Origin of the sequence: Streptomyces sp. NBC_01498 (genome assembly GCF_036327775.1) — a bacterium.
In the GTDB taxonomy this organism is placed as follows: domain Bacteria; phylum Actinomycetota; class Actinomycetes; order Streptomycetales; family Streptomycetaceae; genus Streptomyces.
In genome coordinates, this window is sequence record NZ_CP109598.1 from 11,091 (window position 1) to 31,288 (window position 20,198).

Below are 20,198 nucleotides of genomic sequence, written 5' to 3' on the forward strand. Positions count from 1 at the left end.
CCAGTGCGGTCGCAGGTGCCGGTCGCGCCGATCTTCCTGCCTCAGCGCCGTGCGTCCGGCCCGGGGTGCGCTGCGCGCGGTGCCCGGTTGTGCGAGTGCATCGGTGATCCGGACGCCTTCCACCGGACGCCCTTGATCTCGCTCCGGGAAGGATCGTTCACAGGAGGTGCTTACCGTGCCCCCTCATGCCTCGGGCTCGGCCACGGTGACTGTGTCAGCTTCCTCAGTCTCTCGGCTCGTCGCCCCGTCCTGGCGTCCTGGGTCGGGACCGTCATCGATGCCGGCAGAGAACTCAGTGGCGAACTTTTCTGTGCCCAGCGCCGCGAGGGCCCTGGCTGTGATGCGCTGGACATCGCCGCGCTCCGCCTCCGGGAGCGGGGCGCCGGAGGACTCCCGGGCCCCGGTGGCTGTGCCCAGTAGGCGGGCGGCCCGCTCGGGTTGACCCGCGAGGACGTACGCCCCGGCGAGGCCCTCGTGGGCGAGAGCCAGAGCCCGGGGGTCGCCGCTGCCACGGGCGACGGAGAGGCCCTGGTGGTGCAGGGACATGGCCGCGGATGCGTCACCGCGTTGTTCGGCGAGGAAGCCGAGTTCGGCGAGGAGGAGTGCGGGGCCGGGGCCGAAGTCGACTTCGCGGTGCCATGCCAGGGTTCTGCGGAGGTGCTGCTCGGCGCGGTCGAAGTCGCCCTCGCGCCGGGCTGTGAGGGCGATGCCGATCTCGGCGTGGATCTCGCCCGCCGCGTAGCCGTGTTCGGCGGCCAGGGCCATCGCCTTACGGTGGAGCCCGGTGGCCTGGGGGAAGTCACCCGTCAGCAGGGCAACCCTGCCCAGCCCGGTGAGCCGGTCGGCGGCGTCCGCCCAGAAGCCCAGTTCCTCGGCCAGGTGGAGACCGTCCTGGTGCAGTTGTGCGGCGCGCGTGTAGTCGCCGGTGATCGCGGCCAGTGCCGCCAGTGGATAGGTGGTCCGCAACTGTCCCCAGCGATCGCCGAGTTCCGTGAAGATCGCTTGGCCGTCCTCGGCGCTGTGGCGCAGTGCGGCGAGGTCGCCCCGCAGCAGGGCCTGGGTGGCGCGGGTGCTCTGTGCCGCGGCGATGCCCCAGCGGTCGCCTGCTGTGCGGAAGTCGGTCAGGGCGCGGTCCACCAGCGTCTCGCTGCGGGCCAGATCCTCACCCGCGCTGAGCGAGGCATGACCGAGGAACCACGCGGCACGTGCCCCACCGGCTTCGCCGTCGACCACTACGTCGGCCGGACGGGCCGTGTGGTGCTGTCCCTCCCCCGCCAGCAGGCTGAATCCGGCGTGCCAGACGGCAGCTGGGGAACGGAGGGCCGTGTGCGTGTCCTCGCTGATGTGCAGGGCTTCACCCAGTGATCGCCGGGCCTCGCTCAGCCGACCGCGCAGGAACCAGTACCAGGTCGAGGCGAGCGCCAGGCGCAGGGCTCCGGTGGCATCCTTCCGCTGTACGGCGCGTTCCAGGGCTGTGCGCAGGTTGGCGCTTTCGTGGTCGAGGCGGGTCAGCCAGCTCTGCTGCTCAGGGCCGTGGAGTCGGGCCGCGGCCTGTTCGGCGAGCTCGGTGCAGTAGGCCTGGTGGCGCAGTTCGAGGGTCCCGGACTCGCCTGCTTCCGTCAGGCGTTCATGGGCGTAGGCCGCGATCGACTCCGGCAGCCGGTAGCGACGGCCGTCGGTCACGGAGACAGTGACGAGTGAGCGGTCCACCAGGCGGATCAGGGGGTCGAGGACGTCCTGGCCGTTGCCGCCGCACACGGCCTCGGCGGCTTCGAGGGTGCAGCCGTCGGCGAAGACGGCCAGACGGCGCAGGACCTTCCGCTCGTCGTCGCCGAGCAGCTCCCAGCTCCAGTCGATCACCGCTCGGAGGGTGCGCTGGCGTGGTGGCACGCCGCGCCGGCCGCCGGCGAGGAGACGGAACCTGTCGTCGAGGCGGGTGCTCAGTTCGTGCACTCCCAGCGCGCGGACCCGGGTGGCGGCCAGTTCGAGGGCCAGGGGTATGCGGTCGAGACGGCGGCAGATCGTCGCGACGGCCTCCGCGTTGTCCTCGGTGACGGCGAATCCGGGGGTGGTGGCCGCGGCCCGCGCGGCGAACAGGTCCTCGGCGTCGGTCTGTCGCAGCGGTGGCACGGTCCACACCACCTCCCCGGCCAGGCCGAGAGGTTCCCTGCTGGTGGCCAGGACGCTCAGCCCGGGTGCGGCGGCCAGGACCCGGCGTACGACGTCGGCCGCCGAGTCGACGACGTGCTCGCAGTTGTCGAGGAGCAGGAGGAGCCGTCTCGAACGCAGCGCGTCCTCCAGTCCTGCCGCCCCCTCCTCCCGTACGCCCAGTGCGGCGCCGAGCTGCTCGGCCACCTCGGTGGATCCGGCGAGCCCGACCATCCGTACGCCGTCGGGGTAGGCACCGGCCGCGCGGCCGGCCACCTCCTCCGCCAGGCGGGTCTTGCCCACCCCACCGGGGCCGGTCAGTGTCACCAGCCGGTGGGCGGCGAGAAGTTCACCCAGCGCCGGCACCGCTTCCTTCCTGCCGACGAGGTCGGTGAGCGGAGCCGGCAGGTCGCCGTACCTCCTCTTCGGGGAGGCGGGGGGCGCCTCAAGGGCCGGATCGTGTTCGAGGATCGCCTGGTGCAGGGCGGCCAGTTCCGGTCCGGGGTCCACGCCCAGTTCGTCGGCCAGCTGCTCGCGCAATTCGGCGTACACGGACAGCGCTTCGGACTGCCGCCCGGCCCGGTACAGCGCACGCAGTTGGACGGCGCGCAGCCGCTCCCGCAGCGGGTGGCGGACCGCCAGCTCGCCCAAGTCCCCGATCAGCGTGTGGTGTTCACCCAGATCAAGTCGGGTCTCGGCGAGCGCCTCCAGGGCAGTGAGACGCTGCTCGCCAAGGTGTTCGGCCGCGGTGCGGAGGAACACCACGTCGCCCAGGTCGGCGAAGGCTTCCCCCGTCCACAGCGCCAGAGCCCCGGTCAGCAGATCGGCCCTGGTGCGCGGGTCCTCGGTGCCGTACGCGGTGGCGGTCAGGGCGGTGAACCGGTGGGAGTCCACGTCCTCAGGGCCGGTGCGCAGCAGGTATCCCGGGGGCCTCGACTCCACCAGCGTCTCTGCCCCGGGCTCGGCCCGCGCCAGGGCACGGCGTAACCGCGAGACCTTCGTCTGAAGGGCACCGGCAGGATTTCCGGGCAGCCGCTCGCCCCACAGATCGTCCACGAGCCGGTCGGCCGAGACCGGCCGGCCCGCGTGGACGAGCAGAACGGCCAGCAGGGCGCGCACCTTCGCCTCAGGGACGTCGACCGCGTGGCCGGCCGTCGTCAGGGCGGTCAGTGGGCCCAGCACCGAGAAGTACATGCCCGCACGGTATCCGCCGGCCGACAGGCGCTGACCGGGAACCGACAGCGCACCGACAGGGTCCCGCCAGAGCCGGTCGGCACAGTGAGGTCACAGCGGGCGAACCGGCCGGTGCGCTCGTCCGAAGAGACAGAGAAGCGGGAGACACCTCATGTCGGAGAACGAGAACCACGAGCGGTCCACGGTGTCGGTGATCGGCCTGGGGCAGATGGGAACCCGGCTCGCCCAGGCGTTCCTCACCGCCGGCTACGCCACGACCGTATGGAACCGCTCCGCCGCGAAGGCCGACGCACTCGTCGTCCAGGGCGCCGTGCGTGCGACAACCCTCGAAGGGGCGGTCTCCGCGAGTCCCCTGGTCGTGGTCTGCCTGCCGGACTACGCGACCGTGGGCGAACTGCTCGGGCCGGTGGCGGTGCGCCTGCGCGGGCGGGCCCTGGTGAACCTGACCTCCGGCACTCCGGAGGATGCCGCCGGGATGGCCGACTGGGCGGCCGGGAACGGCGCCGGCTACCTCGACGGCGCTGCCATGAGCGGCACACGGCTTGTCGGGCGGCCCGAGGCGCTGTTCGTCTTCAGCGGTTCCCCGGATGTCTTCGCCACCCACCGGACGGTGTTGGCGAGCCTGGGCCACTCCGCCCATCTCGGCGCCGACCCGGCGCTGGCCCCGGTGTACGACACCGCGCTGTTCGGCATGGTCTGGGGCGCGCTGGCGGGCTTTTACCACGCCGTCGCCCTGGTGGGCTCGGCAGGCGTCGCCCCGGCGGCGTTCGCGGCGGTGGCGACGGAGCACATGCCCTTCGTCACGTCGCTGATGGCCGACCACGCCCGCCAGATCGAGGAGGGCCGCTTCCCGGACGACGACGGCACCGTGGAGGTGCACGCGGCAGCGATGGAGCACCTCCTGGACACCAGCAGGGGTCGCGGGCTCGGCACCGACGTGCCGGAGCTGATCGGGAGCCTGCTGAAGCGGGCGGCGGCCACCGGACACGGCTCCAGCGGCATCGCCAGCGTCGTCGGGACGATCACGAAGGGCGAGCGGCATGCCTGAACAGACGAGGCCCCACATCACGGTCCTGGGCCTCGGCCGCATGGGCGCCCCGATTGCCTCCGCGTTCCTCGACGCCGGTTACCCGGTCACCGTATGGAACCGCACCGCCGCCAAAGCCGACGCACTCGTCGCACAAGGCGCCATCCGCGCGGCAACCACCGCCGAGGCTGTCGCGGCCGGCTCACTGGTGATCGCCCCGCTCCTCGACCACGAGGCGGTACGGCAGGCTCTCGGTCCCGACGCCTCCGCGTTGTCCGGCCGCACCCTGGTCAACCTCGCCAGCACCACCCCCGGCCACTCCCGTGACCTGGCCGCCTGGGCCGCCGGGCATGACGCCGACTACCTCGACGGCGCCATGATGGCCCTCCCCGAGACCGTCGCCACCCCGGAGGGCTTCTTCCTCTACAGCGGTTCCCAGAGTGCCTTCACCACCTATCGGCGCGAGCTGGAAGTGATGGCGCCGGCACACTACTTCGGCACCGACCCCGGCTCTGCGGAGATCCACGACCTGGCCCTGCTGGGCACGGGATACGCGGCGCTCACCGGGTTTCTGCACGCCGCGGCGGTGCTCGACACGGTGGGCACCACCCCTGAGGTGTTCGCTCCGCTGGCGGCCCGATGGCTGCACGGGATGGCCGGATTCCTGCCCGAACTGGCGCGCGAGGCAGGAGGATCGGCGTATGCGGGCGGGGTCTCCACGGTCGACCTCAACCGGGCCGGAGTCGACAGCCTGATCAAGCTGAGCAGAGCGGGCGGCATAGCCACGGACGTCCATGAGCCGCTGAAGGCCCTGCTCGACAGGCGGTCGGCCGACGGCCACGGGCGGGACAGCTTCTCCAGCGTGTTCGAGCTGCTGAGAGCACGAGGCACTGCGGAACAATGAACGCGGGGCGCGGGGCTTCCGGGCGACGCGCACGTCTGACGAGAAGCAGCTCCGCCCCGGCACGGGTTCGCTCTCGTGCCGCGGCCGGAAAGGCGAGCTGGTAACCCTTCCGGTCACGGCACGAGCCTCGTGGCTCGGGCCTCACCGGCTCATGGACTTTCCCGGCGACGTCCCCCGGCTGGCGGAGCCCGGACGGCAACCGGTACGACCAGGGCTTCTGCTGCGCGGACGCCTGGTCGAGGTCCACGCCGTCGGCAACCACCCCGCCTGGCCGCTGCTCGTCAACCGTGCGCCGGGAGCGCCCCGCTCCCGCCCGGGGTCGGCGCGCGTGCGCGAGATCGGCTCGTCACCACCTGCCCGGCCCGCACCGCCCACCGGCAGAACGCATCGATCCCGGCCACCTCACGATGTGAGCTTGCCTTTCATCCGCTTCGCCCGACTTGGTGCCGACCTTGTGGTGGGCGGGCCGCTGATGAGGCTGACCTGTGGCGGCCGGCCGGGGCGGGCAAGGTGCGGTCGTTGGCGGGGGCGACGGCGCGACGCGAGTGATGTCGGGGTGGTGGTGGGCCTCGGTGGTCCCACCGCCCGGTCGTCGTCGGTGGGGGCGGGTTCGCCGGTGGTGTCGCCGCGCCGTCGTGGGGTCTGTCCTGTGGACAGATCCGGTGCCATACGGGCCCCGAGCGGGACCCCGGGGGGCGTACCGCCCGTCAGCAACGACGGGGGCGGGGTGAGCACCTTGCTCCGCCTCGATGCGGCCGGGACCGACGCCCGGGGTGCGGCCGAGGCCCGTGCCGAGCAAGGTGGGAACCAGCCGCTCGTACCCGTCCCCTCCCCCACCGGTCACCGAAACGCCACCACCCCACCGGAGAGCACCCATGCGCGCAGCACTCTTGTACGGCGCCGGCGATGTCCGCGTCGAGGATGTCGCCGAGCCCGTCATCAAGCACCCCACCGACGCACTGGTCCGTATCACCGCGTCCGCCGTCTGCGGCAGCGACCTGCACCTGTACGGCGCGATGAGCCCGGCGGACGGGCCCGTCCGGATGGGGCACGAGTTCATCGGCGTCGTCGAGGACACCGGCCCCGAGGTCACCACGCTCAGACGCGGTGACCTGGTCGTCTCCCCGTTCGCGCTCTCCGACAACACCTGCGAGTTCTGCCGCGAGGGCCTGCACACCTCCTGCGTCCACCCGGAAGCGACCTTCTGGGACTTCAAGCCGGACGAGGGCGCCCAGGCCGAGGCCATCCGGGTGACCCTGGCCGACGGCACCCTCGTCAAGCTCCCCGCCGCCGCGGACCCGGCCCTCATCCCCTCCCTGCTGACCCTCTCGGACGTGTACGGCACCGGTCACCGCGCCGCGGTGCTGGGCGGCGTCGGCGAACGCACCCGCGTCACCGTGATCGGCGACGGTGCCGTCGGCCTGCTGGCGGTGCTCTCGGCCAAGCTCCTGGGCGCCGAGCAGATCATCCTCATGGGTCGCCACCAGGACCGCACCCGCCTGGGCCGCGAGTTCGGCGCCACCGACGTCGTCGCCGCCCGTGGCGCGGAAGGCATCGAAGCGGTCCGCGAACTCACCGGCGGACAGGGTACGCACGTGGTCATCGAGGCCGTCGGCCACCTGCCCGCCTACGAGCAGGCACTCGGCGTCGTACGCGCGGGCGGAATCATCAGCCGGGCCGGCGTCCCCCAGTACGAAGAGGCACCGATCGGCATGGGCAGCCTCTTCATCCGCAACATCCGCCTCGCCGGAGGACTGGCCCCCGTCCGCGCCTACATCGAGGAACTGATGCCCGCCATCCTCAACGGCACCATCGAACCCGGAAAGGTCTTCGACGCCACCACCGACCTCGACGGCGTTCCCGCCGGATACCAGGACATGATGGACCGCGAGAGCCTCAAGGTCCTCATCACGCCCTGACCCCCCGGGGCACAGGTGGGAACAGGGCGCCCAGCCGACCCGGAACCGTGGTCCGTCGCCAACGTCGCCGTCCCTCCCGTCTCCGGCTTCCCGGGCCCCGACGGCACCGTGCGTCGTCGGGATGTCGTTCCTAGCGGTCGGCGGTGGTCACCTGGGAACCCCGCGCGTACACCCGGCCCCGCCGTTTGGCGTGGCGGAGGAAGAGGGACGTCGGTATCAGGCAGACCAGGATCGCCACGGCGCTTGCCTCCGGGCCGAACGAGCCGCCGGTGATCAGTGCCGGGCCGGTGACCGTCGCCTCCAGGAGGCTGCCGAGACCGTCCGCCGAGCCGGAGACGGTGGTGCCGAAGATGCCCCCCACCGCCATGTTCCAGCCCAGGTGCAGACCGATGGGCAGCCAGAGGGAGCGGGTTGCCGCGTAGGCCGAGGCCAGGAGCAGTCCGCCCTCGACGGCGATGGCGAGGGCGCCCCAGAGCGTGGCGAGGGGGTTGGCCAGATGTACGAGACCGAAGATCAGCCCTGACGCGGCGAGCGCGCCCCAGGTGCCCGTCTTCTCCTCCAGGACGCGGAACACCACTCCCCGGAAGATGAGTTCCTCGGTGACGGCCACGGTGCACATGAGGCCCAGGGTGGTCAACGCGCCGCCGAACGAGCCCCACCCGTCGAGCTGGTAGCCGCCGGTCAGTGCGATGACCGTGATCGTCACGGTGAAGGCGCCCAGGCCGATCAGCGTTCCCCGGCGCAGTCCGGACCGCGCGTCGCCCAGCCGCAGTTCCGCCGGGTCGTCGCGGTTCTCCAGGCGGTGTGCCAGCAGGCGGTAGAGACCGACCGCGAGCGCCGCCATCGCCACGCCGGCGGCGAGGCCCGTGACCGGTGTGACGTCGGCGAGGCCGTTGACCAGTCCGGCGAGCGCGCCGAAAGCGGCCAGGGCGGCGGTCATCGAGACCGGTCGCCCCCACGGGGAGCGGGCCCAGCGACGGATGCGGGCCGCCTTCGAGGTGTCCTCGGACCGAGGTGACATCGTGTTCTCCTTCCGGCCCGGTGCGGGTGCGCCGGTGTCCGATGCCGGAAAACTAGACGGCGGGGGCGCGCCGGATCGTCACCTCGGGGTGGACACTTCCGGGGCTCCTCGTCCCCCGCCGGAGCCACATCTCGCGAGCGACACGGGTTGTCCACTCACGGGGGACGCCGGGGCCTCTCCCGGCCGGATAGGCTCCTGCGGTTCGTCAGATCCCCGAGCCCGCGAGGACGTTGTGACACCCGAGAGCCGGCCGCCCGTCACCCGGGCCACCACCCCTCGCGCCGTACGGGCCGACGCGCGTCCGCCGGTTCCGGCGCCCGTGGCCGACCGGTACCGGTCGCTGAGCTCCTGGTGGCGTACGCGGCCGAGCGCCACTCGGGACCGTGAGCTCGCGGCCGTGCTCGCCGTGCTGTCGTTCGCGGCTCCGCTGGACAGCGTCGGGGCCCAGTTCGGTGACCTGCCTGTCCGGCAGGCCGGTGTTGCCGGTGTTCTGCTGACGTTGGGGCAGACCCTGCCGCTCGCCGTCCGCGCCCGGCGGCCCGCCCTCTGCCTGACACTGGTGGCTCTCTGTTTCGCGCTCCACCAGACCTGCGCCCATCCGCCGAACATCGGCAGCCTGGGCCTGTATGTCGCGCTGTACTCGGTGGGCGCCCACCAGGAGAGGTGGCGGCGGCTGCTCCCGGTGCCCGCCGTCGCGGCGTACGGCGTCTTCGCGGTCGTCCTGTGGCGTCTGGACTCCCCGGCGGGCATCGCCGACTACGCGGTTCATGCTCTGGCCCTCGCGGCGTTCTGGGTGGCGGGCGCGTACGTACGGGCCCGCCGCGCCGAGGAGGCGGAGCGGCGACGGCTCGCCGCCCTGGCGGCGACCGCCGAGGAACGCGCCCGGCTGGCCAGGGAGTTGCACGACGTGGTGACCCATCATGTGACGGCGATGGTCGTGCAGGCCGACGCCGCGCAGTACCTCGCCGCGTCCCCGGACCGGCTGACCGAGGGACTCACCGCGATCAGCGGCACCGGTCGGCGTGCCCTGACCGAACTGCGGTACCTGCTGGGCGTTCTGGAGGCGACCGGCGAGTCGGCGACCGCTGAACGGGCCCCGGTCCGGGGAAAGTTGTCCGACCTGGTCGAACAGACGCGGCTGTCGGGCCAGCCCGTCGTCCTTGTCGAAGAAGGGCAGGAGGAAGGGGAGCGGGTGCCGATGGGCATCGGCGGCGAACTCGCGGCCTACCGCGTCGTACAGGAATCGCTCACCAACGCGGTGAAGTACGCGGCCGGGCGGCCCACACGGGTCCGTGTCCGCTACGGTCACGACCACATGGACATCGAGATCACCACCGACGGGCCGGACGGCGCCGCCCGCGCTCCCCTGGGCAGCGGAGCAGGCGGCCATGTCTCCGGGGGCCGGGGGCTCGGCGGGCTGCGTGAGCGGGTGGACATGCTCGGCGGCCGGTTCACGGCGGACGCCGGGTCCGACGGCGGATTCACGGTCACCGCCCGCATACCCGTCGGGGAGTCCGCATGACCGTCCCGCCCGCCGCCCTCGTGACGACGGATTCCCCGTCCGCACCCATTCGTGTGCTGATCTGCGAGGACCAGGCCCTCGTACGAACCGGTTACGTCACCATCTTCTCCGCCCAGCCCGACATGACGGTCGTCGGCGAGGCGGCCGACGGCCGGGCCGCGATCCGGGCGGCCGAGGAACTGCGCCCCGACGTCGTCGTGATGGACATCCGCATGCCCCTGCTCGACGGCATCGAGGCCACCCGGCACCTCGCCGGACCCGGGTCCGCAGGCCGTGCGAAAATCCTTGTCGTCACGACGTTCAACGTGGACGAATACGTCTACGAGGCACTGCGCGCCGGTGCCAGCGGCTTCCTGCTGAAGGACACGCCGCCGGGCGAACTCGTCGAAGGGGTACGTACCGTCGCGCGCGGCGACTCCCTTCTCTCCCCCGCCGTCACCCGGGCCCTCATCGGTACCTACGCCGACCGCGTACGCCCCGCCACCCCGGCGTTCCCGCCCGAGCGGGAGCGGCTCAAGGTACTCAGCCCGCGCGAACACGAAGTGCTGAAGCTGATCAGCCGAGGGCTTTCGAACGCCGAGATCGCGGCCGAACTGGTGCTCAGTGCCGAGACCGTGAAGACGTACGTCTCCCGCATCCTCGCCAAGCTCGATCTGCGCGATCGCGTCCAGGCCGTCGTCCTCGCCTATCGCGCGGGGGTCGCGGACGGGAGCGCGTGACGAGGCGCGTACCGGTGCGGATCGCGGCGTACGGGCATCCTCCCGGCTTTCCACACGGAGGCCGGCGGCCCGACTTCGGCATCCACCAGGGCGACCTGGTCCCGGCGGCCGGGCGCTCGTTGCCGGGCCGTTCAACGAACGTGAGGGGCGGCGTGCGGACCGACGGACGGCGTCCCGGAGATGAACCGCCCTTCGGGCGCTGGACACTTGGCGCTCCCGAACGGTTGCGCGGGCGGTGCGGGGGCTCGTGGTGCGCGACCCGCCGCACGCTCACCCGGGTGAGGTCTCGGCCGTCGCCACCGTCTCCGTACCTTCTCGGCGTATCCGCTCGCTCCCCCAGGCGCCGAGCGGTGCGAGCGCCTGGTTGAGGGTGCGTCCGTGCTCGGTCAGTGAGTACTCCACCCGTGGCGGCACCTCGGCATAGACCTTCCGGTTCACCAGGCCGTCCTCCTCCAGCTCGCGCAGGTGCTGCGTCAGCATCTTCTCGCTCACCCCGGGCAGTCCGCGACGCAGTTCGGCGAAGCGGCGCACGCGCCAGGTGTCGAGTTCCCAGAGGATCAAGCCCTTCCACTTACCGCTCACCACGTCGAGAGCGGCGTCGATACCGCAGATGTACGGCCCCTGTCGTGGTGCCTTGGCCATCGCTGATCCCCTTACTTTGAGGTAAGTACCGCAGAAAATAGTAGGTACTTCCGCGAGGTGCGGCGCTCTCCGAGCATGGAGAGGTGAACGAACAACAGAACCGAACCACTCCGCAGGACACCGCTGTCACCGTGATCGGGCTCGGCCCGATGGGCCGGGCGATGACCCGGACCCTCCTCGCCGCCGGCCACCCTGTCACGGTCTGGAACCGCACCCCGGGCCGGGCCGACGGTGTCGTCGCCGCCGGAGCGAAGCCCGCCCGCACGCCCGGCGAAGCAGTCGAGGCCAGTGACCTCGTGATCCTCAGCCTCACCGACTATCAGGCGATGTACGACATCCTCGGCGGCGCCACCGCGTCCCTCACCGGCAGGACACTGGTCAACCTGAGCTCCGACACTCCCGTCCGCTCACGCGAGGCGGCCGCCTGGGCAGCGGGCCACGGGGCCGCCTTCCTCACCGGCGGTGTCATGGTCCCCGCGCCGATGGTGGGCACAGAGGCGGCCCATGTCTACTACAGCGGTCGCGACCAGGTGAGCGAGAGGCACCTGGCGGCGTTGGCGCTGCTGGGAGCACCACGCTTCCTGGGCGTGGACCCGGGACTCGCCCAGATGATGTACCAGGCGCAACTCGCCGTGTTCCTGACCACGTTGTCGGGACTGATGCACGCCACCGCGATGCTCGGCACCGTGGGGATGAGGGCCGCGGAAGCGCTGCCGGAGCTTCTCGCCTCGGCCGACTCGATCGGCGACATCCTCAGGGCCGGCGAGGAGAACCCCGGGGCCGCGCTCGACGCCGGGAACCACCCCGGGGACCTGAGCACCGTCACCATGATGGGCGCGACGGCCGACCACATCGTCGGGACCAGTACAGCGCTCGGCCTCGACCTCGCGCTCCCCCTGGCGGTGCGGGCGCACTATCGGCAGGCCATCGGCAACGGCCATGGGGGTGATCACTGGACCCGCATCATCGACAGCATCCGGGGACCGCGCTGAGCGACCCGGGGACGCGGGGCGGGCGAGATGCGGGAGCACGCGGACGCGAGGCGGGCGAGGTGCGCGGGTGCGGCGGCGGGAGTGAGCGCGGGCAAGGTGCTCGGGTGCGGCGGGCGGCTGCGGGAAGTGCACAGAGCCATCGTGCTTCGCGTCGAACGGGCGCATCCTGTTCGTCCCGGCGCTCCCGGGCCGCTCGTACGCGACCGCGTGGAGCAGGTCGCCGACGGGGGTCGGCCGGCGCCTCGGGCGGTGTCTGCCGCCACTCCCGCCGGGCGCGGCCGTTGACGGCACGGGAACCCGTTCGCGTAGGGCGCGTTCACCAGGGCCCGACGGGCCGCCTTCCGGCCGCTCCGAGCAGGATGTCCCGTGTGGAGCCCATCGCGTACGTGTCCACGTCGCTGGAGAGTTCCGCCACGTCCAGGAGGAGCGGCCGGATGTCGACACCGGCGTCCCGTGCCTGCGCGCACAGGTCGTTCAGGGCGACCATCATGTCCCGTGTGTCGCGGCCCTGATCCTCGACGGACATCTCCAGCAGTCGCTGTCGGAAGCCCTGAGGTGTGGGTTCGAAGGGCAGCGTCGTGGCCCAGCAGAAGGAGTGGCACCGCGCCAGGAGCGCGCGGAGGGCGGCCCGGACGTCTTCGTCGCCCTCGTCGTAGCGGGCGAGCACGTTCCGCAGTGCCGCCTCGGCCTCCGGGCGGATTCCCGCCTCGTCCAGCGGACGCGGGCCTTCTTGTGCCTTCCGCATCCAGTCGGGGTCCGTGAGATCCACCGGCCTCGTCGCGATGGGCTCGATGCACAGATCGATCCGTGCGACCCATTCCTCCAGGTCCGCCAGTTCTGCTGGTTCAGCCGGTTCCGCCGGTTCGGTCATGGCGTCCCTTCCCTGTTCGAGTGTGTGTGACGCGAGTGCGGGGCGTCACGGCCGTGGTCCGCGGAAGCCCATTCTGGTCGCTCGTGACGGTGGCCGCGGCTTCCTCGTCGACGGCGGGGCACCGGGAACCGGGCCGACACGTGCGGGTGAGCCGGATCCCGCTGTACGGGCCGCTCACGGGTCACCATGGGTGGCCTTCGACGAGTGAGGATCCGTGGTGAGCGGAACAGGTTCCACGTACGTGCTGATCCCGGGCGCCTGGCACGGCGGGTGGTCCTGGCGCCCGGTGGCGGAGAGGCTGCGGGCCGCCGGGCATCGCGCGGTCTGCCTCACTCTTCCCGGTTTGGGGGACGGCGACGATCCTTCGGGAATCGGGCTCGTGGACGCGGTGGAGCACGTGGTGTCCGAGGTCGGGAGACTGGCCGTCACCGACGTGGTCCTGGTCGCACACAGCTGGGGCGGCTACCCGGCGGCCGGTGCGGCGCACCGCCTGTCGGACAGGGTGGCGAAGGTCGTCCTCTACGCGGCGCAGATCCCGGTGCGGGGCAGGTCGCTGCTGGACGACAATCCTCCGGAGGCCGCGGCGATGCTGCGCGGGCTCATCGACGCCTCCCCGACGCGGGCGATCCCGCCCAGTCTCCAATTCGTCCAGGGCATCTTCATGCCGGACGCCGAAGAGGAGACGCAGCGCGTGGTGGCGGAACTGCTGACGCCGCAGCCGGGCAACTACTTCCTGGACGCCCTCGACGTTCCCACGGTGACCGAACTCGGCATTCCCGCGCTCTACATCCTCGGCGAGGACGACCACGCGCTGCCCCGGCCCGGCGCGGAGTTCGCGGCGCGGCTGGGCCTGGAACCCCTGATGATTCCGGGAACCCACGAGGGTCTGCTGACCCACCCCGACGAGCTCGCCGAGGCGATCCTGAACCATTGACGGCGTGCGGGTCGGGTCCTCGTCGGCCGGTACTCGGGCAGCGGATCGTACGTGGAACGGCGACCCGCGTCAGCGACGGTCCGGGTCCTCGCCGGAGGCCTAACCGGGTGCGGCTGAGCCGGGTGGGGCTGAACCGGGTGGGGCTGAACCGGGTGGGGCTGAACCGGCCGGGGCCCAGGGCTCTTGGAGAGTGAGTGCCGGTCCACCGAGCATCAGGCCGCCGCTGACATCCAGCGACTGTCCGTTGATGAATCGTGAGTCGTCGGTGGCGAGAAAGGCCACTACGTCCGCGACGTCGGCGGGAACTCCGAGTCGCCGGGCGGTGTTCAAAGTGGCGAGCCGTTGTCTGGTGGCAACGTCCTTGTGCCAACTGGAGAGTTCCGTTTCGACAAAACCGGGTGCCACCGCGTTGACCGTGATGCCGCGCAGTGCGAGATCGCCCCAGGCAAGAGACTGGGTGAACTGCATCAGGGCGGCCTTGGCCATGGAATATACGATCTGCCGCGGATGGGCCATATACGCGGACGCCGACGTCACGTTGATGACGCGACCGCCGTCCCGCATTCTTTCCAGCGCGAGTTTGGTCACGTAGAAGGGCGCCTTGAGATTGATCGCCACGAGGCGGTCGAAGTCGGCCGGGCCGACATCGTCGATGCTTCCCGGTACGGGGGCCGAGGTTCCCGCGTTGTTGACCAACACGTCGACTTCGGAAGCCTGTTCGTCGAACGCGGACCACAGGGTTTCGGCGTCGCCCGGCTTTCCGAATTCGGACCTCAGCGAGAACGCCTGGCCTCCGGCCGCTTCGATCAGCTCGACAGTCTTCCGTGCTTCTTCCGTGCTGCTTCCGTAGTGCACCGCCACACGTGCCCCGTCCCGGGCCAGGCGCTGAGCGATTCCCCGGCCTATTCCTCGGCTCGCCCCGGTGACGAGGGCGGTCTTTCCGGCGAGCTGTCCCGTCATGGCGTGTCCTCGCTTCGCGCTCGCTCGCTGAAACGGAATGCGACAGTGACTCGTGGGGGGCGCCGGAATATGCCTCGGCCGTGAGTGCGCCGTCACTCCGTCACCCCTCGGATTTCCCCACTCATCAGTGTCACACGAGCGTTCGATCCCGTCATGCCGACTGTCGTGCGCCCCGGCCTCCCCACCTCAATGCGCCGACGGCCGCTCGCCAGGTTTGTTCTTCGACGGGCCTACAGGTCGAATTCCAGATGCTCGATGTCGGTGAAGCGCACCTCTTCGAGAGAGCCGGCGCGGCGTCCGCCGTCCTGGAAGTAGGTCTCCTTCAGGGCTTCGGCCGCGATCTCCTGAAGCCGCTGGTCCGACGCGCCCTGCTCCTGGGCCTCGAAGAGGCGGGCGGCGTGATGGGGCGGCAGGGCGACGGTGAGGTGCCGGATCCGGTTCTGGTCCGTCGACCCGATCGGCGCGGTGTAGCCGAGACGGGCGCGGGTGTCGATGACGATGCCGTCGGTGCTCGCCGCCCTCTTCCTGGCCCTGGCCCGGATCTGCGGCTGCCACCGCTTCTTCACCTCGTGCTCCAGGCGGGCGGCGAGGTCGGGGCGGGGCTTTCTGATCTGGTCCTTCACGTACCGCTCGACGGTGCGCTGGGACACGCGCAGCATCTGCGCGACCGCCCGCGTGCTGCCCAACTGCTTGACCAGGTACCGCATCCGCGCGCCCGCGCTTTTCGGCACGGGCCGGGTGAACGCCTTCCGCACCGCGGCGTCCAGGCCGTCCCCGATGATGCTCATCGTCCGCTACTCCCCGTTGTCCTGCTCGGTGACGGTGCCGTCCTTGATGTACCGGGCGAGATTGAGCTCAGGGGCGTCGAACCGCTCCCGTACGCCCTCGCCCCACAGCACGCTCTGGGTGCCCTCGTGCTTCACCAGGCCGGGATTGACGCCGAGTTTGAAGCCGCCGGGCAACGGCTTGCCCTCCCGGTACGGCAGGAAGTCCAGCGGGCTCTCGCCGTCGGCCGCGTACACGACGCAGTCGGAGAGGACCGCGACCGGGTACTGCCCGGTGAACGCCGCGTGCTTGACGATCTTCCGGTGCAGGTTGATCCGGGTGCGGGAGATGACCGCCGCGCGGATGTCCGGCCGCCACGTCGGACGGGACAGCGCCCGCCACGGCCGGCCCGGCTTCCACCCCTCGCCGCGCGGGCGTTCCCGCAGCTTGCCCAGGCCGCCCTTCACAGTGGCCTTGACGGCGGACACCACGATCGCCAGCTCCGGGTCACGGCCGCGGTGGCCGTCCATCGCCGCCAGGAAGTCGGCCGGCGACAGGTCGACGCCGACGCCGAGGTCGGCCATCGTGGTCAGGTAGGCGTCGCGCAGCCGGTTGTACCAGCCGTCCAGGTAACGGCCGGACTCGTTGCGGACGTACGCCTCGACCGGCCGCACCTCGTAGCCGAGCTCCACCGCGTACGCCACCGTGGGTGTCGCGTACCAGGCCGGGCCCTCCGGGCGGGCGCCCTTCGGCGTGAACGGGCTCGGCAGCAGCGTGCCGTTCAGCTCCACCCACTCCTTGCCGACCTTCGCCCGGGACAGGTCGATGTGCGACAGGTCGACCAGCCACGAGCCGGGGAGTTTCGGGTCGAACACCGGGTTCGTCACGTGCGTCGGCGCACCGAGACCGACAGGCAGCCCGTTCGCACCGGCCGCGAAGGCCATGTTCACGTCGATCCCGACGAGGTTGCGGCGCAGGCACTCGTCGTCGGTGAGCGGACGCGCCCAGTCGTACGCCTCCTCGAACAGCTTCTCGCCGGGGCCGCGGACGTGGAAGCGCGGCAGGTCAGCCAGGAGCGGGTGCCCGTCCGGGGCCTCGCACGGTGCGCAGTCCACCGGATCCACGCCCAGCGAGCCCGGGGTCTTGCCGTCGGCCTGCCGGAAAACACCGGTCGTTTCGTCCCGTACGGCGTGGGTCGGCGGGTGCAGAGCGGTCATCAGTTCCAGGCCGGTGACGGCGGTCGAGCCGCGCGGGGTCATCACCCGGGCCGCGTACACGCCCAGCACACGGGCGAGTTCCGCCGGTGGCAACTGCCCGGCGTGGCCCCAGTGCCGCGTGTCCAGCGCGTCCCACGACGGGACGCACAGCTGCACGCACCGGCGTTCCGAGCCCTGGGCCGGGCGGTAGATCCGCGCCCACGGCCCGAAGCCGCGCTTGGTGAGCCGCCAGTCGGCGCGGGTCAATTGCCTGACGACCTTGTGGGTCTCCGGGATCCGCCCGGCGGTCCGCTCCTCCTCCGTGAGCGTGGCCGGGAGGCCGTAGCGCTCCAGCGCGGCCCGGGTGAGCACGATCAGCGGGTCGGCCGGCTTGCCCGGCCCGGACAGCTTGGGCTGCCCGAGCCTCGCCTCCGTGAGCGTCCAGTCCACCAGGGACGGCAGGGACTTGGCGGGCACGTCCAGGACCAGGCCGCCGGTGCAGTAGGCGAGCGTCTTCCCGTCGGCGCCGACGTCGACGACCGCGAGCGGACCGTTCTCGAACCGGGGGTCCGTGTCGGCCTCCGGGCCGGCGGCCGGGGCCGCCTTTCGCGTGACCGGGCGGCCGGACGTCGACACCGACGCCGCCTTGGCGGTGCGCACCGGACGCGCTGCGGGCGCCGGGTCGCCGGCGGCGACAGGAGCGGGGGGAAGGGGAGAGGCGGCGGGAGGGGCAGTGACGGGCGCGGGGGCAGGGGGCCGGGTGTTCTCGGGTGCGGGCGTGGGCGTGGGCGTGGGCGCAGCCCCGGCTTCGGGCGTCGGGTCGGTGGTCGTGGCCGGGGTCCGCGCCGCCGACGGGGCGGGCGCGGCGGTGACGGGGGCCGGTGGTACGGCGTCCGAAGCCGGGGTGGGCAGCACCGGGTCGGCCGGGGCGGGGTAGAGCTCCGCGAGCTTCTCCAGCAGCCGCGCGTAGGCGTCGCGTTCCGGGGGCCGGGGCTCGGTCTTGCCGGACTCCCAGCCCGACACCGTGGCCCGCCGGACCTTCAGCGCGGTGGCCACCTCGTCGATCGTCAGCCCGTGCGCGGCACGCAGCCGCTTGCGCTCCGCCGGGGGCGGCAGCGCGGCGCGGGACGCGAGCAGCGCGTCGACCGCGTCGAACAACTCGGACATGGAACACCTCCCGGCCCGCACCCTACTCCACGAAACGTACACATCGCGCACGTCGACCGTACGAACGCCGTACGGGTCGCGTACGAGTGCAGTGGGGGCGGAGTGCGTGGTCTAAGGCCGGGACGTGGTCCAGGGGCGGGCGCTCCCGCGGATGTCCGTCAGTGCCGGTCCGCGGTGGAGTGGACCGGCTGTCCGTCATCCGTCCTAACCCGGGGTGTCGGTGGTGTCCGGGGGCGTCTCGGCTTTCGTGTTGAGGACCTCGCGGGCCTGTTCCGCCGCTCGGGCGAGGCTCTCGGCGACGAAGTCGAGGAAGCGGGCGACATTCTCCAGGCGGACGGCGGCCGGGGTGCCGGAGCCGAGGACGCCGACACCCTCACGTGCGATCTCGACCTGCTGGACGAGGGACTGGACGCTGGCGATCATCGACTGGTACCAGAGGTCGCCGTCGACGGCGTAGCGCTCGCGGCGGCGTTCGTCGCGTTCCCTGCGGACGAGGGTCTGGCTCTCCAGGAAGGTGATCGACTTGGAGATCGTCGCCGGGCTGACCTGGAGGCGCTGGGCGAGCTCGGCCGCCGTCAGGCTGCCGGCGTCGGTCATGAGCAGGGCGACCATGACCCGGGCCATCATCTTGGGCAGGCCCGACCGCATCATGACCGTGGTGAACTGCTCCTCGTACGCGGCGACGGCCTCCGGGTCTCGCCCGTGCGGCTGGAGGGCCGGTTCCGAAGTACGGGACGCGGCGGGCTTGCGCCGGTGGGCACGCTGTTCCGTGGCGCGGTGGGCCAGGTCCGCGCGGTACCCGGTGGGACCGCCGTTGCGCATCACCTCACGCGTCACCGTCGACGTCGGCCGGTCGAGTCCCCTGGCGATCTCCGCGTAGGCGAGGCCGTCGGCCAGTCCCAGTGCGATCTGCTGGCGGTCCTTCTGGGTGAGCCTGCCTCCCGGCATCGCGGCCTCCTTCGATCTTCGCGGGGCGCCCAACATAGCGTTCACCCTCACTCCATTGCAACAATGACGGCCTTCGATGTTGCGTTGCGGTTGAATTGCCTGCAACGAGTGAGTGGGATCTATCTGTGGATACGTTGATCAGACGCAACTGGATCGTTGTCGCATCAGCGAACGCAACGTAGCATTTCTCATGCCGGAAACTACAGGTCATCATCAGGAGTGCGTGATGCGGAAGTTCGACACCCCCACCCCGATCACCGCCGTCGTCGACGTCCCCACGGGGCGGGTCCAGATCATCGCCGCCGATCGGGCCGACACCGTGGTCGAGGTCCTGCCCATGAACGCCTCGAAGAGCCGTGACGTCAAGGCCGCGGAGCAGGCCACGGTCGAGTGCGGCGACGGTGTCCTGCGGATCGACGTCCCGGTGAAGAACCAGTACATCGGTGCTTCCGGATCGGTCGAGGTGACGGTCCGGGTGCCCACCGGCTCCCGGGTCGAGGGGAAGGCGGGCGCCACCGAGTTCCGGGGCGTCGGGCGACTCGGTGACGTGGTCTTCGACGGCGCCTACCGGCAGATCAAGATCGACGAGGCCGCGAGTGTCCAACTCACCGCCCACGAGGGCACGGTCGAGGTCGGCCGCCTGAGCGGCCCGGCGGAGATCACCACTCAGCGGGGCGACATCCGGATCACCGAGGCCATGGGCGGTACGGTCACGCTGCGCACCCAGCAGGGCGACATCTCGGTCGGTGCCGCCCGGGGCGTCTCCGCGTCACTGGACGCCGGCACGCCGTACGGCCGGATCAGCAACGCGCTGCGGAACGACGGCACCATCACCCTCGACATCCGCGCCACCACCTCCCACGGCGACATCACCGCGCACAGTCTCTGACGCACCGTCACCTCCGGCATCCGCGGCCCCCGGGAGTATCCCGCCGATCTGCGCGGACCCCTCCGACCATCGGCGGCATGTGGGGCGTGCGCGGCCAACCGGCCGTGCCGCGCGTGGAGTCCGTGTCCCCCGCAACTCATGGTCGAGGCGGATGACCGACGCGGGCCATCAGTTGGTGATCGACGCGGCACACCGGGCACGCGCGGTCGACGGGAGTGAGTGCGCGGCAGCGAGTACGGCGTGCCGCCCGGCGCCGTACGGCGAAACCGGCGCCGCTCCCCCGCCCACCGGCGTCCTCCGTGACGGGACGGACGGGGGCGCGGTGGACGGTGCGATGTTCGTGGCCGTCCGGCCCCTCCGTACGGGAGCCGACCAACCCG

General features: G+C 71.7%; 16 protein-coding genes. 8 read left to right on the top strand and 8 right to left on the bottom strand.

Annotated features, from left to right (window positions below; translation table 11 throughout):
* Window positions 1-183: 183 nt before the first annotated feature.
* Window positions 184-3,342 carry a BTAD domain-containing putative transcriptional regulator gene (locus tag OG875_RS00045; protein ID WP_330172105.1) on the bottom strand — a complete coding sequence of 1,053 codons (3,159 nt, stop codon included), beginning with the start codon at window positions 3,340-3,342 and terminating at the stop codon, window positions 184-186.
* 151 nt (window positions 3,343-3,493) lie between these two features.
* Between OG875_RS00045 and OG875_RS00050 the strand changes: the two genes are divergently transcribed.
* The 3 genes from OG875_RS00050 to OG875_RS00060 all read left to right on the top strand — a co-directional run bounded on the left by OG875_RS00050 (window position 3,494) and on the right by OG875_RS00060 (window position 7,192).
* Complete coding sequence (locus tag OG875_RS00050; protein ID WP_330172106.1) at window positions 3,494-4,390, top strand: NAD(P)-dependent oxidoreductase; 897 nt, start codon at window positions 3,494-3,496, stop codon at window positions 4,388-4,390.
* Window positions 4,383-5,273 carry an NAD(P)-dependent oxidoreductase gene (locus OG875_RS00055; RefSeq protein WP_330172107.1) on the top strand — a complete coding sequence of 297 codons (891 nt, stop codon included), beginning with the start codon at window positions 4,383-4,385 and terminating at the stop codon, window positions 5,271-5,273. Before OG875_RS00050 ends, OG875_RS00055 begins: the two co-directional genes overlap by 8 nt.
* An 875-nt stretch (window positions 5,274-6,148) precedes the next feature.
* Window positions 6,149-7,192: a zinc-binding dehydrogenase gene (locus tag OG875_RS00060; protein WP_330172108.1), complete on the top strand. Its 1,044-nt coding sequence runs from the start codon at window positions 6,149-6,151 to the stop codon at window positions 7,190-7,192.
* A gap of 130 nt (window positions 7,193-7,322) precedes the next feature.
* On the opposite strand, the gene OG875_RS00065 is transcribed toward OG875_RS00060, so the two are convergent.
* Complete coding sequence (locus OG875_RS00065) at window positions 7,323-8,213, bottom strand: CPBP family intramembrane glutamic endopeptidase (RefSeq protein WP_330172109.1); 891 nt, start codon at window positions 8,211-8,213, stop codon at window positions 7,323-7,325.
* 232 nt (window positions 8,214-8,445) lie between these two features.
* Here OG875_RS00065 and OG875_RS00070 point away from each other — a divergent pair, with 232 nt between their 5' ends.
* Together OG875_RS00070 and OG875_RS00075 are read left to right on the top strand one after the other, a co-directional pair.
* The gene (locus OG875_RS00070; protein ID WP_330172110.1) at window positions 8,446-9,735 is read left to right on the top strand and encodes a histidine kinase; all 1,290 of its coding nucleotides are present in this window, start codon (window positions 8,446-8,448) and stop codon (window positions 9,733-9,735) included.
* On the top strand, window positions 9,732-10,454 hold the full coding sequence (locus tag OG875_RS00075) for a response regulator transcription factor (RefSeq protein ID WP_330172111.1): 723 nt from the start codon (window positions 9,732-9,734) through the stop codon (window positions 10,452-10,454). Before OG875_RS00070 ends, OG875_RS00075 begins: the two co-directional genes overlap by 4 nt.
* A gap of 270 nt (window positions 10,455-10,724) precedes the next feature.
* Here the strand turns inward: OG875_RS00075 and OG875_RS00080 are convergent, their stop codons facing one another.
* Entirely contained in the window at window positions 10,725-11,096 is a 372-nt protein-coding gene (locus tag OG875_RS00080) for a winged helix-turn-helix transcriptional regulator (RefSeq protein WP_330172112.1), read from the bottom strand.
* 83 nt (window positions 11,097-11,179) lie between these two features.
* Here OG875_RS00080 and OG875_RS00085 point away from each other — a divergent pair, with 83 nt between their 5' ends.
* Window positions 11,180-12,088, top strand: a complete 909-nt coding sequence (locus OG875_RS00085; RefSeq protein ID WP_330172113.1) for an NAD(P)-dependent oxidoreductase — start codon at window positions 11,180-11,182, stop codon at window positions 12,086-12,088.
* A 316-nt stretch (window positions 12,089-12,404) separates the two neighbouring features.
* Here OG875_RS00085 and OG875_RS00090 read toward each other — a convergent pair whose 3' ends face one another.
* Entirely contained in the window at window positions 12,405-12,959 is a 555-nt protein-coding gene (locus OG875_RS00090) for a hypothetical protein (RefSeq protein ID WP_330172114.1), read from the bottom strand.
* A 217-nt stretch (window positions 12,960-13,176) separates the two neighbouring features.
* Between OG875_RS00090 and OG875_RS00095 the strand changes: the two genes are divergently transcribed.
* Window positions 13,177-13,893 (top strand): alpha/beta fold hydrolase, encoded by a 717-nt coding sequence (locus OG875_RS00095; protein WP_330172115.1) that lies wholly within the window; start codon window positions 13,177-13,179, stop codon window positions 13,891-13,893.
* 99 nt (window positions 13,894-13,992) lie between these two features.
* On the opposite strand, the gene OG875_RS00100 is transcribed toward OG875_RS00095, so the two are convergent.
* From OG875_RS00100 to OG875_RS00115, 4 genes are all read right to left on the bottom strand, one after another.
* Window positions 13,993-14,853: an SDR family NAD(P)-dependent oxidoreductase gene (locus OG875_RS00100; RefSeq protein WP_330172116.1), complete on the bottom strand. Its 861-nt coding sequence runs from the start codon at window positions 14,851-14,853 to the stop codon at window positions 13,993-13,995.
* 230 nt (window positions 14,854-15,083) lie between these two features.
* Window positions 15,084-15,641, bottom strand: coding sequence for a telomere-protecting terminal protein Tpg (tpg, locus tag OG875_RS00105; protein WP_330172117.1), 558 nt, complete (start codon window positions 15,639-15,641; stop codon window positions 15,084-15,086).
* 6 nt (window positions 15,642-15,647) lie between these two features.
* On the bottom strand, window positions 15,648-17,981 hold the full coding sequence (gene tap, locus OG875_RS00110) for a telomere-associated protein Tap (RefSeq protein ID WP_330172118.1): 2,334 nt from the start codon (window positions 17,979-17,981) through the stop codon (window positions 15,648-15,650).
* A gap of 204 nt (window positions 17,982-18,185) precedes the next feature.
* A complete protein-coding gene (locus tag OG875_RS00115) occupies window positions 18,186-18,929 on the bottom strand; it encodes a helix-turn-helix domain-containing protein (RefSeq protein WP_330172119.1) in 744 nt (247 codons plus the stop codon).
* A 226-nt stretch (window positions 18,930-19,155) separates the two neighbouring features.
* Between OG875_RS00115 and OG875_RS00120 the strand changes: the two genes are divergently transcribed.
* The gene (locus tag OG875_RS00120; protein ID WP_330172120.1) at window positions 19,156-19,818 is read left to right on the top strand and encodes a DUF4097 family beta strand repeat-containing protein; all 663 of its coding nucleotides are present in this window, start codon (window positions 19,156-19,158) and stop codon (window positions 19,816-19,818) included.
* Window positions 19,819-20,198 lie beyond the last annotated feature (380 nt).